8 protein-coding genes and 1 pseudogene are annotated in these 14,207 nt (G+C 71.3%); 6 read left to right on the forward strand and 3 right to left on the reverse strand.

Annotation, left to right across the window (positions count from 1 at the left end):
- Nucleotides 1–53: 53 nt before the first annotated feature.
- A pseudogene (locus ACIBM5_RS16180) lies at nucleotides 54–284 on the reverse strand (SAM-dependent methyltransferase); the annotation flags it as partial.
- 219 nt (nucleotides 285–503) lie between these two features.
- Complete coding sequence (locus ACIBM5_RS16185) at nucleotides 504–1,664, reverse strand: acyl-CoA dehydrogenase family protein (RefSeq protein WP_396007429.1); 1,161 nt, start codon at nucleotides 1,662–1,664, stop codon at nucleotides 504–506.
- A 1,494-nt stretch (nucleotides 1,665–3,158) separates the two neighbouring features.
- On the opposite strand from ACIBM5_RS16185, the gene ACIBM5_RS16190 reads away from it, so the two are divergent.
- From ACIBM5_RS16190 to ACIBM5_RS16210, 5 genes are all read left to right on the forward strand, one after another.
- Complete coding sequence (locus ACIBM5_RS16190; protein WP_396007430.1) at nucleotides 3,159–4,808, forward strand: hypothetical protein; 1,650 nt, start codon at nucleotides 3,159–3,161, stop codon at nucleotides 4,806–4,808.
- Nucleotides 4,809–5,165: 357 nt separating this feature from the next.
- Entirely contained in the window at nucleotides 5,166–8,003 is a 2,838-nt protein-coding gene (locus ACIBM5_RS16195) for a SpoIIE family protein phosphatase (RefSeq protein WP_396007431.1), read from the forward strand.
- 473 nt (nucleotides 8,004–8,476) lie between these two features.
- A complete protein-coding gene (locus ACIBM5_RS16200) occupies nucleotides 8,477–9,376 on the forward strand; it encodes a GNAT family N-acetyltransferase (protein WP_396007432.1) in 900 nt (299 codons plus the stop codon).
- A gap of 360 nt (nucleotides 9,377–9,736) precedes the next feature.
- On the forward strand, nucleotides 9,737–11,284 hold the full coding sequence (locus ACIBM5_RS16205; RefSeq protein WP_396007433.1) for a carotenoid oxygenase family protein: 1,548 nt from the start codon (nucleotides 9,737–9,739) through the stop codon (nucleotides 11,282–11,284).
- Between the two features lie 400 nt (nucleotides 11,285–11,684).
- Nucleotides 11,685–12,464: a ferritin-like domain-containing protein gene (locus ACIBM5_RS16210; protein ID WP_396007434.1), complete on the forward strand. Its 780-nt coding sequence runs from the start codon at nucleotides 11,685–11,687 to the stop codon at nucleotides 12,462–12,464.
- A 128-nt stretch (nucleotides 12,465–12,592) separates the two neighbouring features.
- Here the strand turns inward: ACIBM5_RS16210 and ACIBM5_RS16215 are convergent, their stop codons facing one another.
- Nucleotides 12,593–13,033 carry a hypothetical protein gene (locus ACIBM5_RS16215; protein WP_396007435.1) on the reverse strand — a complete coding sequence of 147 codons (441 nt, stop codon included), beginning with the start codon at nucleotides 13,031–13,033 and terminating at the stop codon, nucleotides 12,593–12,595.
- A gap of 287 nt (nucleotides 13,034–13,320) precedes the next feature.
- On the opposite strand from ACIBM5_RS16215, the gene ACIBM5_RS16220 reads away from it, so the two are divergent.
- Complete coding sequence (locus ACIBM5_RS16220) at nucleotides 13,321–13,872, forward strand: YceI family protein (RefSeq protein WP_396007436.1); 552 nt, start codon at nucleotides 13,321–13,323, stop codon at nucleotides 13,870–13,872.
- Nucleotides 13,873–14,207 lie beyond the last annotated feature (335 nt).

The raw sequence follows: 14,207 nt of genomic DNA on the forward strand, positions 1-14,207 counted from the left end.
CCTGCGAAAACGCATCGAGCGCCGCCGGATGGACCACCGCGTCGCCCTCGCCCGGGCTTGTTCGCGAAAACCCAGCGATTGCCCGCCGGCGCGTCGTTGTGTTCGGGCAGCGGACCGCGCCCGTGCCGACGGGTGAAGTCGAACGGGGTGTGGATCGAGGTGGACCGGCCCTTGCCGGCCAACTCGCCCGCGGAATCGGGTCGCGAGTCGCGGGCGAACAAGGCGAGCAGGTCGATGCCGATCCGGTGTTTCGTCGAGGTGTGGATCGGACTGTCCCGGTACTCCCACCGTGACCATGAATGGCGAGGACGACGAACCCGGGCCGCCCGCCGAACCGGTACCCGGCGGCGAGCGAACCCGGATCCGAACCGGGCCGGAGCTCGGACGCGGACATCGTCTTCTCGTCCACCATCGCGTCGGGACTCCTCCACGCACGCGGGTATCGCCCGGGTTCCCCCGTTGGAGTGAATCAGTGGTGAAGGACGTAGCGACGGTCGCGCGGGTCAGGTTGCGTGCAGGTCGACAACGGGTCGTTCGACGCCGCGGTCGCCGTCCTGGGGCTGTTCGCCACCGGTCAGGCGTTTGCCGATCATGTCCCGGCAGACCTCGACCGAGAAGGCCATCAACGCGCCGGCCTGGGCGTCGCGGAAGTGCCGCTGGATCGGGGAGGACCGCAGGAAGCCCGAGCCGCCGCCGACCCGGAGCCCGAACTCCGCGATGTCCTTGGCCACTTGGTTGGCGTAGAGCTTCGCCTCCACGGCGGCGTCGAGGGCGCCGGGCGCGTTTCGGTCGGCGAGCCACATGGACCGTTCCGCGAGAACGCGTGCGGCCAGGAGCTTCACGTGCGCGTCGGCGGCGTCGAAATGGACCCATTGCATGTCGCCGACCGGATTGCCGGTACTCGGCACGACACGTTTGCGGGCGTGGTCGGTCGCCGCGTCGAGCGCGGCCTCGGCCACACCGATCGACAGCCACGGCAGGCCGAGCGCGATGATGTTCGGCGCCGTCGGGTCGACGATGTGGCATCGATTCCCGTGACGCAGCAGGGTGTTGCGGAAGTGCACCAACTGGCTGCGGGTGCCGCGCAGGCCCATCGAGTCCCAGATCGACACCATCTCGATGCTGTCGTCCCGGCTCACCCCGAAGAACGCGGGCCCGTCGTCGACCAGCGCGTTGACCAGGAAGTGGTCCGCGATCTCGCAACCGGACACGAACCGCTTCGCGCCGTCCAGCTCGAAGCCGCCGTCCACCGGTTCGGCCCGCTGGAGCGGCATCAGGAACAGGTTCCCGCCGGTCGGCTCCGACAGCGCGTTCGCGAACCGTTTGCCCGCCGCCAACTCCTCCGCATAGACCGGCGGGCCGTAGCCGACCAGCGCCTGCGCCGCGCCCAGATGCATCGTCCACACGCACGCCGTCGACGGGCACGCCTTGCCGACGATGCCGAGGATCTCTCCGAGCGCCTGGTAGGACAGCCCGGAACCGCCCCGGTCTCGGGGCATCGCGGCCATGTCCAGGCCGGCCTCGTGCAACGCGGTCAGATTGGCGACGGGCAGGGTGGCCTCGTGATCGTGCTCGTCCGCCGCCGCCGCGAACCGCGGGGCCAGATCCCGCGCCGCGTCGACGAACCGCTGTTCTTCCCTGGGAACCGCAAACGGTGAAGTCACCGACCCAGCCTAGAAGTTCCCTACGGATGTCGGGGTCGGTTCCCGCCACGCGAACCGCGGCGGCGCGATCGGTGTCGCCGGGCGCCCACGGCCGCGCCGTCGGGGCGATCCGGCGAGACGGTCGCCCGGGGGCGGGAGGCGGGGCGCACACCTGCGGGCAGACTCGATCCGGCGCTCTCGGCCGCTCCGCCGGACCCTGGGCGTTTGCCACGTATGCGAGGGCCCATGCGATGACCTCGCCCGCTGCGTCGGACCGGGTTCGGAGCAAGTCCGAAGCGTGAGCGCCCGAAAGCGATCGCCGTCGCCCGCCGAGGTCTGCCGAACGTCCGACACCATTCCACGACCCCGGACACCGTACGGTGCGGTCAACCGTGGGCGGAACGGCAGAAGCGGGCCTCGGGGGCATCGTCTCGCCTGCCGCTGAACCGAACGCCGAAGTCACAGGCGGCCCAAGGATCGACGGCACCCACCTTGGGCGTGGCGCGGCCGGGTTGACCGCCTCGGGGCGCCGCCCCGGACGCGGAGGAATGGTCGGTGCGGTCCGACGCACCGGATCCACGCGAGGGCGGGGAGGAAGCGGACGATCGGCTGTCGGCGCGCGGGCCCCCTTCCTGCGGGTCGGGAGGTGCGGCCCCCGCCGGAGTCGCGGGGGTCACGGCGCCGGTCGAGCCGAGGGAATTCGTCGTGGACGGCGAGATGCCGGGCGTACCGGTGTCGGGAAGAGGGACGCTGTTCGCGGCCAGGGCGGGATCGAGGGCTCGGGTGGGGGTGGTTGCCGGCGCGGTGTCGCAGGCGGCCACGAGCAGGAGCAGGAGAGCCGCTGCGGCGGCCGGTCGAGTGATATGCACGTGTTCCTCCGTGAGCGCGGGGTTTGTCCCGCAGGGGGTAACGCGTGCAGGCCCGGGGAGTTACTCCTCCGGTGCCGTGGCGGCCTCGCGGCGCGGGGCGCGCATCACGTGGGGCGGTGCACGGATTCGGGGCCCGCCGCGTGCGGACGTCCTTCGGCTCGGGGCACGTCGGCTTCCCCGACCGACCCGGTCGGATCTTCCGGGATCACCGACGCGGCGATCCGCCGACTGATCCGTTGCCGGGGCGTGGGTCGCTCGTTGAACCGGTATCGCGACCGGCGCGTGCCCACGTGACGGTACGGAATCCGGGCGCCGAATCGCCCGATCGACGACGGCGAGGAGCCGACCATGGCCGAGAGGATCACCTTTTCGCCGAGTCGGGCCGCATCCCGCCCCGGGCCGTCGGAGGGGGGACGTCGACGCACGGACGGGTCTCGGACGCCTTCGACCGGAATATCCGTCACCGGGCCGCACCCGACACCCCCGTCCGCGTGGCGCGGCCATGTCGGCCGGGCGGTTCCGCACCGGCGCAACGAGCGCCGCACTCAGCCCGTGGCCACACACCGGTCCGGCCGCCCGCGCGCCGGCGGCCCCTCGCCGACGGTGTCCGCGCCCACCCGAACCGTCCGAGAGCTCGGGAGAACCGTTGACCACCCACGCCTCCGCCGTTCCGGCCACGCCCCTGTTCGTCATCGAGTACCCCGAAGACGGGACCGCGACGGTGGACGGCACGCCCGTCCACGTTCCCGAGGGAGCGGAAGCCCGGCACGCCGCCATCGACGAGGTCCGCTTCACGGCGTCCCTCCTCGACCGGCCCGTGCGCGCGATCGACGTCGACCCGGACGGTACGCGCTATCCCCTGCTCATCGACCCGGACGGGACGCTCACGTTCCTGGCCGAGCCCCATCCCGACCCCGACCCGGACACCCCCGACGACGAGGCGCAAGCCCGGTCGAGCGAGGAGGGCGCGGCATCGACCGACGAGGACGACGGCGACTTCGGTGAGTGGTGGGTCGACACCGAAGGTAACGACCCGCACGGGCAGGCCGGCGACGAGCACGACCCGCACGAGCCGGCGAATCCGTCCGGAGCCGACCCGTCGCCGGTCGAGCAGCCGCCTTCGACCGTGCCCGCGCGACCCGGTCGAGCGCGGCGGCGTGCGGCCCGCTCCCGCATCCGCGTCGTGCCGGCCGCGATCGCTCTCGCAGTCGCCACGGCGATCACCGTCGTCGCGGTCCTCCTTTGGCCGGACGGCGAATCCGCAGGGTCGCCGTCGGGCGCGACCTCGCGTGCCGAGTCCGCCGCAGTCACCGCTCCGGCCGGCTGGCGACAGACGTCCGCCTGGTCGCGGTCGATCGCGCCGCCGGGAGCCGGTCGGTCCAGCGTGGCGGCACTCGGGGGACTGCTGGCCGCCCTCACACCGGACCATCGAGTCGCTCTCCTCGATCCCCGCGACGGGCGGATCGACCGGCTCGGCGAGCCGCTGCCGGCGGGCAACACCGCGCTGCACGCGACCGGCGACCCGGCCGCACCGGTGCTCGTCGCCGAGACCGAGGGCCGACTCGTGGTGTGGGCCCCACAGCGCGCTGCGCGACCCACGCGCCCGCCCACCACCCTCGACCTCGCGCCCGGCGCCCGCGTCAGCTACGCGGGCGCCCTCCCTCTGGTGACCGGGGCCGACGGATCGGCCGCCGCGCTGCGCGGCGACGCCCTCGTTCCGGTTCGGTTGTCTCCCGGAACCGTTGCGATGGCCGCCGACGCGGCGCACGTCCTCGCGGGGCGCACCGTCGGACCCTGGGAACTGCTCGGCTTCGACGGGAGGACACGCGTGGTGACCCCGCTGCCGCCGCGCGCCGGCGCGCGCATACTGCGTATGGCCGGCGGCGGGCACGGGACGGTCGCCGTCGTGTGGTCCGGTCCCGGAGACGGCAGCGAAACACTCGCCGTGCACGACTCGTCCTCCGGCCGGGTGCTCGCCGGCGCCGATGCCCCCGCCGGGTCCCTGGCGAGCGCCTGGATCCGCCCGGACGGCGATACCGTCGCGGCTTTGGGACCCGTCGTCGTCGATCTCGCCGGTGGGCGCTCGTCGGTCACCCCGGGCTTCGTGGCCCGCTCCGTCGCCGGTGGCCGGGTGTACGGCACGCGCGATCACCACACCGTCGCGGTGACGACGTCCGGCGTCGTCGCGGTGCCGGACCACGCCGCCATCCCCTGGGGCGTCAGCGCCGGCCGGGCGATCCTGCTCACCGGCGACGAGGACCGAGCGGTCCTGCATGCCGTGGATCCGGCGCCGTGATCGAACGAGAACCGGGATCTGCCGGCGCAGTCGCGCGCGGGGGAGGCCGGCGTGTCGACACCCGTGGCCGAGAAGCGAGAGGGGAGGAGCCGGCCGGGCCGCCCGTTTCCCCGGCCGCCGGGGCCTTTTCCTGCGGGGGTTTCGAGCAGGCGGTAGTGCAAATAAATTCCGGCAAATCAATATATAAACCTGAATGTGATATTTTACAATAAGTAGAGGTCATATAGGAGCGTAGGGAATCGAACCGTAGACGGATCCGACGGAAAGGCGGGACCGACGGTGGATCTTGCCGCCCCCACGAGCCGGGGAAGCAGTGCGGACAAGGCGCGGACCGACAGGCTGTGCCTGCTTGCGGCCGTGGACGACCAAGCGACGGACACCGACGTATTGACCGCCGCGGTGCAGCACGTGACCGCAGCGCTCGGTGGCTTCGGCGCCATGGGACACCTGAGCGCGAGCGCCTCTCAGGGCCTGCACTTGGTCGCGAGCGGTGGACTGCCTCGAGCCGTCACCCGCAACTGGGAGGACATCCGCGTCACCGATTCGGTGGCTCCGGCGCGAGCCTTCCGGACCGGCGAATTCGCCTACGCGTCCACCGCGAACCGCCCGGTCCGCAACCCATCGGATCCGCCTCACCTGTCGCCTGCCGCGGACGTCTCGGCACGCTCCGCCATGGCGGCCGTACCGCTGTCCGGACCGGACGGACCGCTCGGCGTCCTGTCCGTGCTGCTCCCGGTGGCCGAGGTGCCCTCCGCCGAGCAACAGACGTTTCTCGAGGAGGTGGCCCGGTGGGCGGCGGAACGGCTGCGTCTGGCCCCGCCCACGCCGGACGGCGTGTCCCGCGCCCTGTTGGGGACATCACCGGAACGCGCCCCTGGGCAGGGCCCCGGCGAGACCTCGACCGAATTCAAGTTCGAATTCGATGTCCATGCGAACGAGGTCGTCCTCGACGAGCGGTTGCTCGACGCCATCGGCATCGACCGAGAGACATTCGACGGGCGGCTCGCGACCTTTGACGACTACGTCCATCCCGATGACCTTCCATGGGTGATGGGAGACGTCGAACAAGCACTCCGGACCCGCGGCCGAGCGGACAGCGAGTACCGAGTGCGCCGTTCGGACGGGACGTACGCCTGGGTGCGCTTCCGCGGCCGGGCGGTCTCGCGCCGAGGCAGCAAGCCGACCCGTCTGGTCGGCACCATGTCGTACACCACGGAGACCCATGCCGCGCTGGAATCGGTGGGGCATGCCCTGGCCCACATGAGTGACGGCTTCCTGTCCGTGGACCGCGACGGGCGGATCGGATTCGTCAACGTGGCCGCCGAGCGCCTGTTCGGCCGACCGCGCGACCTGGTGGGACGGTCGCTGTGGGAGGTTCCCATCGTCCGGAAGGTGCCCTGGCTGGAGGAGCGCTCCCGCCGAGCCGCCACCGCGGGGGTACCCGACGGGTTCGAGGTGGCGTGGCCGGGCACCGATCGCTGGTACCACCTGCGACTGGTCCCCATCGCCGACGGGCTCACCCTCTACATCACGGATGTCACCGAAAGGCGCCTGCGCGAGGCGGAGAGCGCCGCCGTCGAGCGCGCCGCCGCCGAGCGCGCCGCCTTCATAGCCCGGCTGACCCGCGCCCTCGCCGAGGCGGCCACCACCCGCGACGTGACCGCTGCCGTGGCCGAGAGCGTCCTTCCTCCTCTGCAAGCCACCGGACTGGTCATCCTCGCCCTGGAAAACGACCGGCTGGACCTCGTCGGCTCCGTCGGCTACGCGCCGGCGGACCTCGACCGCCTCCACGGCATGCCGGTCGACGCGGCCCTGGAAGAGCTTCTGCGCACCCACGCACCGACTTTCGTGGAATCACTCGACGACCTCACCGAGCGTTATCCCGAGGCGGCGGACTTCCCGATTGCCGGCGGGAAGAAGGCGTGGGCCCTCCTTCCGTTGGTCGTCTCGGGCCGCGAGATCGGTGTCGTCGTCGTCTCCTTCGACCACCCGCGACAACTCACCGAGGACGAACGAACCCTGTTGACCGTCTTCGGCGGCCAGCTCGCCCACGCGTTGGAGCGGGCCCACCAATACGACGTGGCCACGACTCGCGCCCGTGACCTCCAACGTGCCCTCCTGCCCCGTGACCTGCCCGCGCTTCCCGCGGTCACCGCCGCCGCCCGCTACCTGCCTGCCGGACACGGTGCGGACGTCGGTGGCGACTGGTACGACATCATTCCGCTGTCCGCCGACCGGGTGGCGCTGGTCATCGGCGACGTCATGGGCCACGGCATGCCCGAGGCCGCGACCATGGGCCGCCTGCGCACCGCCGTGCGCACCCTCTCCGACCTCGAACTGTCTCCGGACGACGTCCTCGCCCGGCTCAACGACATCGTCGGGGAACTCAGGGAGGAGTCCTTCGTCACCTGTCTGTACGGCGTCTACGACCCGACCACCCAGGTCCTCACCTATGCCAACGCCGGCCATCTCCCGCCCGTGGTCGCCCGCCCCGACGGCAGCGTGTCCCTGCTGACATTCGATCCCGACCCGCCACTGGGGATCGCCGCCCCGCCCTTCGGCGTCCACGAGGTCCCCCTGCCCGACGGCAGCCATCTCGTTCTGTACACCGACGGTCTCGTGGAGACGCCGGGGCACAACATCGACGAGGGCCTGCGTCACCTCACCGAGACCATCTCCGCCGCTCTCGCCGACCGCGGTGGGCCGGCCGGGGAACCCGAATCGTTGTGCAATGCCGTCACCGCAGCCCTGCTGCCGGCACACCGTCGCACCACCGACGACACCGCCCTCCTCATCGCCCGCGCCCGTTCCCTGCCGCCGAACGACATCGCCGCCTGGGTCCTCCCCGAAGACCCCACGGCCGCGGGCCAGGCCCGACGCCATGTGCACGAGCAGTTCCGGCTCTGGTGTTTGGACGCGGAACTGGAAATGGCCACCGAACTCATCGTCAGCGAACTCGTCGGCAACGTCATCCGCCACGCGACGGGTCCGATCCGGCTGCGTCTGCTGCGCAGTCGCACCCTCATCTGCGAGGTCAGCGACGGCAGCCTGACCACGCCCCATATCCGACACGCCCGCGCGACGGACGAGGGTGGTCGCGGCCTCCAACTCGTCGCCGCCATGGCCCAGCGGTGGGGTACTCGCTACACCCTCGCCGGCAAATGCATCTGGACCGAACAAGCACTCGGCGGATGAGGGGTCACTGCCTCCGGGAGCCGAAACCCCGGCGAGCCCGCGTGGGCCGAGGGGCGTCAGGCCGTCAGGCCGTCAGGGTGTGCGCGGGGCGGCGCCATTCGGCTCGGGATCGGCGCCGAGGACGCTTCCCGGCTCTGCGGTCACCTCCGGGTCGGAGGCAAATCCTCCGGTCCGAGGCCGACCTGCACCACCCCAGCCCACCCCGCCCACCACACACCGACCAGCCACCCAGCCACCCAGCCACCCCCAGGCTCAGCTCTGCGTCGTCTCGCGAACCCCCCCAAGGGGCGCGGAAATCCGTGGACGGAGCCGAGGGGGAGCGCGTACGGTGTGGCTTCACGCCCTGAGACGGACGGAAGGAGGCGAGTGCCGTGCAGTTCACAACGTTCCAGCGCTCCCTTCTCCGCTGTCCCGGCGTGGTTCGTCAGTTCTGACCGGGAGCGCTCCAAGCAGCCTGTGTCCCGGAGGAATCCATGACCGATTTGGTCATCCGCGCGCTCTCCGCGAGCGACGCTCATTTCTTCGACGTACTCCCCGATCCCCTGGGCGCCCGTGAAGCCCATCGGCGTACCCGGTTCCGCCCCGACTGGAAGCGCGTCGCCCTGCGCGACGGCGAAGTCGTCGCACGCGGCGCGTGGTGGGGCGGCCCCGACGATTCGGAGCCCGTCAACATCAACTGGTTCGACGTGGCCGAGGGCGAGGAGGAGGCCGGGGCCGAACTCCTGCGCACCGCTCCCTGGCAGGTCGAACTCGAGATCAACCTGCCCGGCGGCCGGCGGGAAGAGGCCGAACTGCGCGCCGGCGCCGAGACGCGCTTCGCCGCCGCACGAGCCGCGGGGTACGAACTCCTGGTGGAACGCTTCCTGTACCGATGGACCCCGGAGCGAGGTCTGCCCGAGCGGCCCGGACGCCTGCGCTTCGGCACGGAGCCCGACGACACCGTGTTCTTCGACGCGTTGCGCAGCATCCACTCCGCCACCCTGGACGCCCACGCGCTCAGGGCCATCGAGGAGGGGGGCCTCGACCGGGCGGCCCAGGAGGAACTCGACTTCTTCCACTGGTGCCCCTCCCCACGGGAGTGGTGGCAGATCGCACACACGCCGGAGGGCGATCTGGTCGGCATCCACATCCCGGCCCACAACCCCTCCGGCCCGACCATCGGCTTCATCGGGGTAGTTCCGCAACAGCGCGGTCGCGGCTACGCCTACGACCTCCTCGCGGAGTGCACCCACTTCCTCGTCGAGCAGGGCGCGGAGAGCGTCAGCGGAGCCACGGACCGCGGCAACCTTCCCATGGCCGCGAACTTCGCCAAGGCCGGCTTCCCTGTCGTCGGAGAACGCATCAACTTCCGCCCGGCGGGCCAATCGGCCTGAAAGTCGTCGCGGAAGGCCGGTAGGGGCGTGGGCTCGCCGCACGGAGATCGCGGCGCCCGGGACCCGTGGTGATCGTGGCTCAGGCGATGGCGGCGGTGAGGCGTGGGCGAGGCGATGGTGAGCACACCCGGGTCCGGGCGGCCAGGGGTGCCACCCTCCGGTCCACGGTAGTGCTGCCCCCAACCATCGACGTGGTCACGGACGCAACGAGAGTGAGGTCGGCGCCCGACGTGGCGGGCGCCCGGCCGGTTCCCTGCCGGGGGTGGGGCTGGACCCACGTGCAACCGGGGCGCAGCGCCATCGCCCCGCCGCCGGGTCCGCGCCACGCTGGACGCGCAGACTACGAAACGGAGTTGCGTCATGAACAACCCCACGCGACGGAATGTCCTGCGCGGCGGCGCACTCGCGGCGGCCGGCCTCGCCGCGACCGTCCTGGGAGCGTCCGGTCCGGCTTTCGCCGCCCCGCCCGCGTCACCGGCCGACGCGGGCGCGGCGGACGGTCGGCGGTTCCCCTTCCTGGAAGGCGCGTTCGCCCCTCGGCGCCGCGAGGTCAGCGCCTTCGACCTCCCCGTGACGGGCCGCCTGCCCCGTGCGCTCGACGGCCGCTATCTGCGCAACGGTCCGAACGTTCTGGGCCTCGAAGACCCCAAGGCGCACCACTGGATGCTGGGCGCAGGCATGGTCCACGGCCTCCGTCTGCGCGACGGTCGCGCCGAGTGGTACCGCAGCCGCTGGGTCCGTTCCGCCGACGTCGCCGCCCGGCTCGGCGAACCCTACAAAGGCCCCCAACCGCCTCCCGCCGAGGACTTCGCGGGCAACACCCACGTGATCGGGCACCGCGGTCGCATCCTGGCGCTCCAGGAAGGCGGACCGCTGCCCTACGAACTCGACGGCGACCTGAACACCGTCGGGCTGTGCGATTTCGACCGTACCCTCGACGGGTCCTTCGCGGCGCACACCAAGTTCGACCCGCACACCGGCGAACTCCACGCGGTGACATACGCCATCGAGTGGGACCATGTGCGCCACATCGTGCTGGACCGAGCGGGTCACGTTGCGCGAACCACGCGCGTTCCCGTGGCGGATTCGCCGATGATGCACGACTTCGCCCTCACCGAGAAGTACGTCGTCCTCTTCGACAACCCCATCACCTTCGACGCCGAGGCCGCCCGAGCCGGGGCGCCCGTACCCTACGCCTGGAACGAGCGACACCCGGCCCGGGTCGGGCTGTTGCCGCGGGGCGGTGGTTCGGCCACGTGGTTCGACATCCCGCCGTTCTACTTCTCGCACACGCTCAACGCGTACGACGACGGTGGGCGCGTCGTCGTCGACTTCACCCGCATGCCCGCCCCCTTCGAGGTCGCCGGACGTGGCCTCGGCGGCCCGGCCGCCGCCGGACCACCCTCGCTCCATCGCTGGACGATCGACCCCGTGCACGGCGTCGTACGGACCGAACTCGTCGACGACCGCCCGCAGGAGTTCCCCCGCGTCAACGAGGCATACACCGGAAGGCGGCACCGCTACGGCTACACCGCGGCATCCGTCGAACTGTTCCGCGCCTACGGGCCGTCGGTGGGGGAGACCGGCGTCCGGCCCGGCAACGCGCTCGTCAAGCACGACCTGCTGCGCGGCACCACACAGGTGCAACGGCTTCCGCGCGGCGCCGACGCGAGCGAGCCGGTATTCGTCCCGGCCGACCGGGGCGCGGTCGGCCCGCCGCCGTCCGGACCCGCGCGCCCCGCCGAGGACGACGGCTACGTCCTCGCCTACGTCAACAATCCCGAGCGCAACGCCACCGACCTCGTCGTCCTGGCCGCCCGGGACTTCACCGGCGAACCCGTCGCCCGTGTCCACCTGCCCGTCATGGTGCCACTCGGCTTCCACGGCAGTTGGGTGCCGAACGGCTGAACCGCACGGGCGCGAGGTCGAACGATCGCAGTCGTCGGCGGCGCGATCCGTTCGGAGGCGTTCGGGGAGGTCGGCGACGGTCGGTGCCTCGAACAGGGGGCCCGGCCCCGGGGTGGCCGGGTTTCGCGGATGCGTGCCGCCGGGCCGCACCGTGCGGTGCCGCGCACGCCCGCGCACCCGGACGCGATGCGGCGCGGAGCATGGCCAAGACGACGCCTCGTCGTCATGCGAGGCGTGGGGGTGGGCGTCGGCGGTGACAGCGGCAAAGGTTGTGGATCGATCACCGGTTTCGCTTCACCGCGAGGTGGTATGCGCGCTCATCCGACGATTGTTCCCGTACCTGGTCCCATGACCGAGTTCAGCGGCACACGCAGTGCCTGCGGAGATGGAGGGCCCGGTCATGCTCAGCCCCCGCGGCATCCTTCGGGAGATCCACCGAGACGACGAGGCATTCCGCCTGTTCTGCAGCATCGCGGCAAAAGGCGAGAGCCAGGGCGGGTGGGAGAACGGGCGAATCGCCGCCTTGGTCCCCGACCCGGAACTCGCCCCCAAGATCGCGCGGCACGGCGCCGACGAAGACAAGCACGGACGCATCTTCAACGCCATGCTGCACCGCCGCGGGCTCGATCCGGTCGAGGTCCCGCCCGAGACGGACTACTGCATGCTGCTCGAACGCCAAGGCTTCGGCCTCGCCCACGACCGGCTGCGCCGCGGCGAGCCGCTGACCGAGGTCGACATCGTCGAATACCTGGTGCACAGCCGTGTCACCGAACAGCGCGCCGCCGAGGACATGCGGATGTTGCGCCGATACCTCGGCGACGAGCCCGACATCGGCAAAGGCATTCGGATGATCTGCGACGACGAGGAGAACCACCTCGCGTACTGCCACGAGGAACTGCTGCGCCTGTCCGCGCGCGCCGGTGCGGCGGACATCCGGCGCGCCCTGCGCAGGACCGCCCGCGCCGAAATCAAGGTGAACCGTGACGTGAGCCTCGCGGTGATGGCCCGCATGGGTCACCTGCTCGGCTGGTCGCGCGCTCGACGACTGGCCCTGAGGCTCGGCATCCACGCGACGTACGCCTACGACCGACTGTGGGGCACACGCCGCATGGTCGACCTGCGCCCGCCGGAGCGCGTCAACGCCATGGGCCCGAGACCCACCGAACCCCGGACCGCATAGCACCCCCACCCCGCGCCGATTCGCCCGCAAGCCTTCTCCGGGCCCCCGAACGGCCCCGCAACCTCCTCTACGAACCGAAAACGACCACCCGGCAACACGGCCACCGCAGCATCCGACCGGCCGAGTGGTCAGTCCCGACCGGACCGCGCGGCGACGACCGCATCCTGGAGCAGCCGCAGGAACTCCCCGTGGGCGAATACCAGCAGCGGTCGCCCCTCCGAGACACACTCGGCGATCCGCCACTCCCGTACCTGCCAACCGGGGTTCGCGTCGGTCCGATCGCGCAGTACGTCGACCGAGAACCTGTCGAGCGGCAGTGTTCGGCGCAGCAGCAGCGGCGACGCCTCGAAGGGAAAGATGGCCAGTTGCCTCCTGGACAGTCCCAGCCCGCCTTCGGGCGGCTTCGGAAAGGAGCGACCGGAGCCCGGATCCCCGAACACGTAGGCGCGGGTCTGCACCTCCCGTCCTTCATCGAAGGCGGCCCGCTGTCTGGCCCAGTACTTCTTGTCGTCGACCCGGATGAATCGCCCGACCGTCGCGCCGAGCAACATTCCGACCAGCTCTTCCACCGGCGTTCCCTTCCCGGACAGGGACACCACGGTAGCTCGCGGGAGTTCCTGCAACCGTCCCGGGCTCGTACCGAACCGCCCACAGCCATGCGGGCGTTCGGTCGATCGGTACGCGGTCGGGACAGAGGCCGTCGAGGGGCCGGCGGGCAATCGTCCAGCGTTGGTCGGAGTGCACTTGACCGCCGGCCCGTGCGTCCGGCCGGGACGGGAGCGGGTCGCACTCTAACGTGGGTTCGGAACGATCCGGGCACATCGCCTGAATCCCGATCTTTCCGAGGTATACGATCATGACCGTGCAAATGTCCGAACTCACCGGAGACTACGTCCTCGATCCCGCTCACACCCGGATCGGCTTCGTCGCCCGCCACGCCATGGTGACCAAGGTCCGCGGCGCGTTCCACCGGTTCGAGGGCACCGCCCACCTGGACGGCGCAGACCCGGCCCGATCCACCGGCCGTGTGGTGATCAAGGCCGAGAGCATCGACACCGGCGTCCAACAGCGCGACCAACACCTGCGCACCAACGACTTCCTGGACGCTCCCAACTTCCCCGACATCACCTTCCGCAGCACCTCGGTCGAGCCTCGCTCCGATACCGAATTCCGCGTCACCGGCGACCTGACCATCAAGGACACCACCCGCCCGGTCGCCGTCGACTTCGAGTACACCGGCAACGCCGTCGATCCCTCCGGCAACCTGCGGGTCGGTCTGGAGGGATCGGTGACCATCTCCCGCAAGGACTTCGGCGTCACCTGGAACGCGGCTCTGGAAGGTGGCGGCGTGCTGGTCGGGGACAAGGTCGTCCTGGAGTTCGACATCTCCGCGATCAAACAGAACTAGCGACACCCGACCGGCCGGCCCACCCGGTCGAGGGCATCACTCGGGAAGGCGACCACGCGGCCCGACCACGGTGTCCGGGACGAGAGCCGTCCCGCACCCGCACGGCAGACGTCGTGCGGGTGCGGGACGGACCGAGTACGGGGGCGGCCCGTTCGCCCGGGACGCCACACCCGCGGCGGAACATCCCGAGTCGAGCGGACGTCGCTGCGGTGAGGGTGCCGCGCGCCGCGCCGCAGCCGGGGCATCGCGCGGGCGCGTCCGGAGACCGTGCCGTCGCGCTGCCGGGTGACGGCCGGGCATGCGGTATATCTGGCCACTTCGAGTGACATGGCATG

The sequence above is a fragment of the Embleya sp. NPDC050493 genome (assembly GCF_044458105.1).
GTDB lineage: Bacteria > Actinomycetota > Actinomycetes > Streptomycetales > Streptomycetaceae > Embleya.

Excerpts from the sequence above, each read along its gene's own strand:
- ACIBM5_RS16200 (WP_396007432.1), top strand. The coding sequence starts at position 8,477 with ATGACCGATTTGGTCATCCGCGCGCTCTCCGCGAGCGACGCTCATTTC.
- ACIBM5_RS16205 (WP_396007433.1), top strand. The coding sequence starts at position 9,737 with ATGAACAACCCCACGCGACGGAATGTCCTGCGCGGCGGCGCACTCGCG.
- ACIBM5_RS16210 (WP_396007434.1), top strand. The coding sequence starts at position 11,685 with ATGCTCAGCCCCCGCGGCATCCTTCGGGAGATCCACCGAGACGACGAG.
- ACIBM5_RS16220 (WP_396007436.1), top strand. The coding sequence starts at position 13,321 with ATGACCGTGCAAATGTCCGAACTCACCGGAGACTACGTCCTCGATCCC.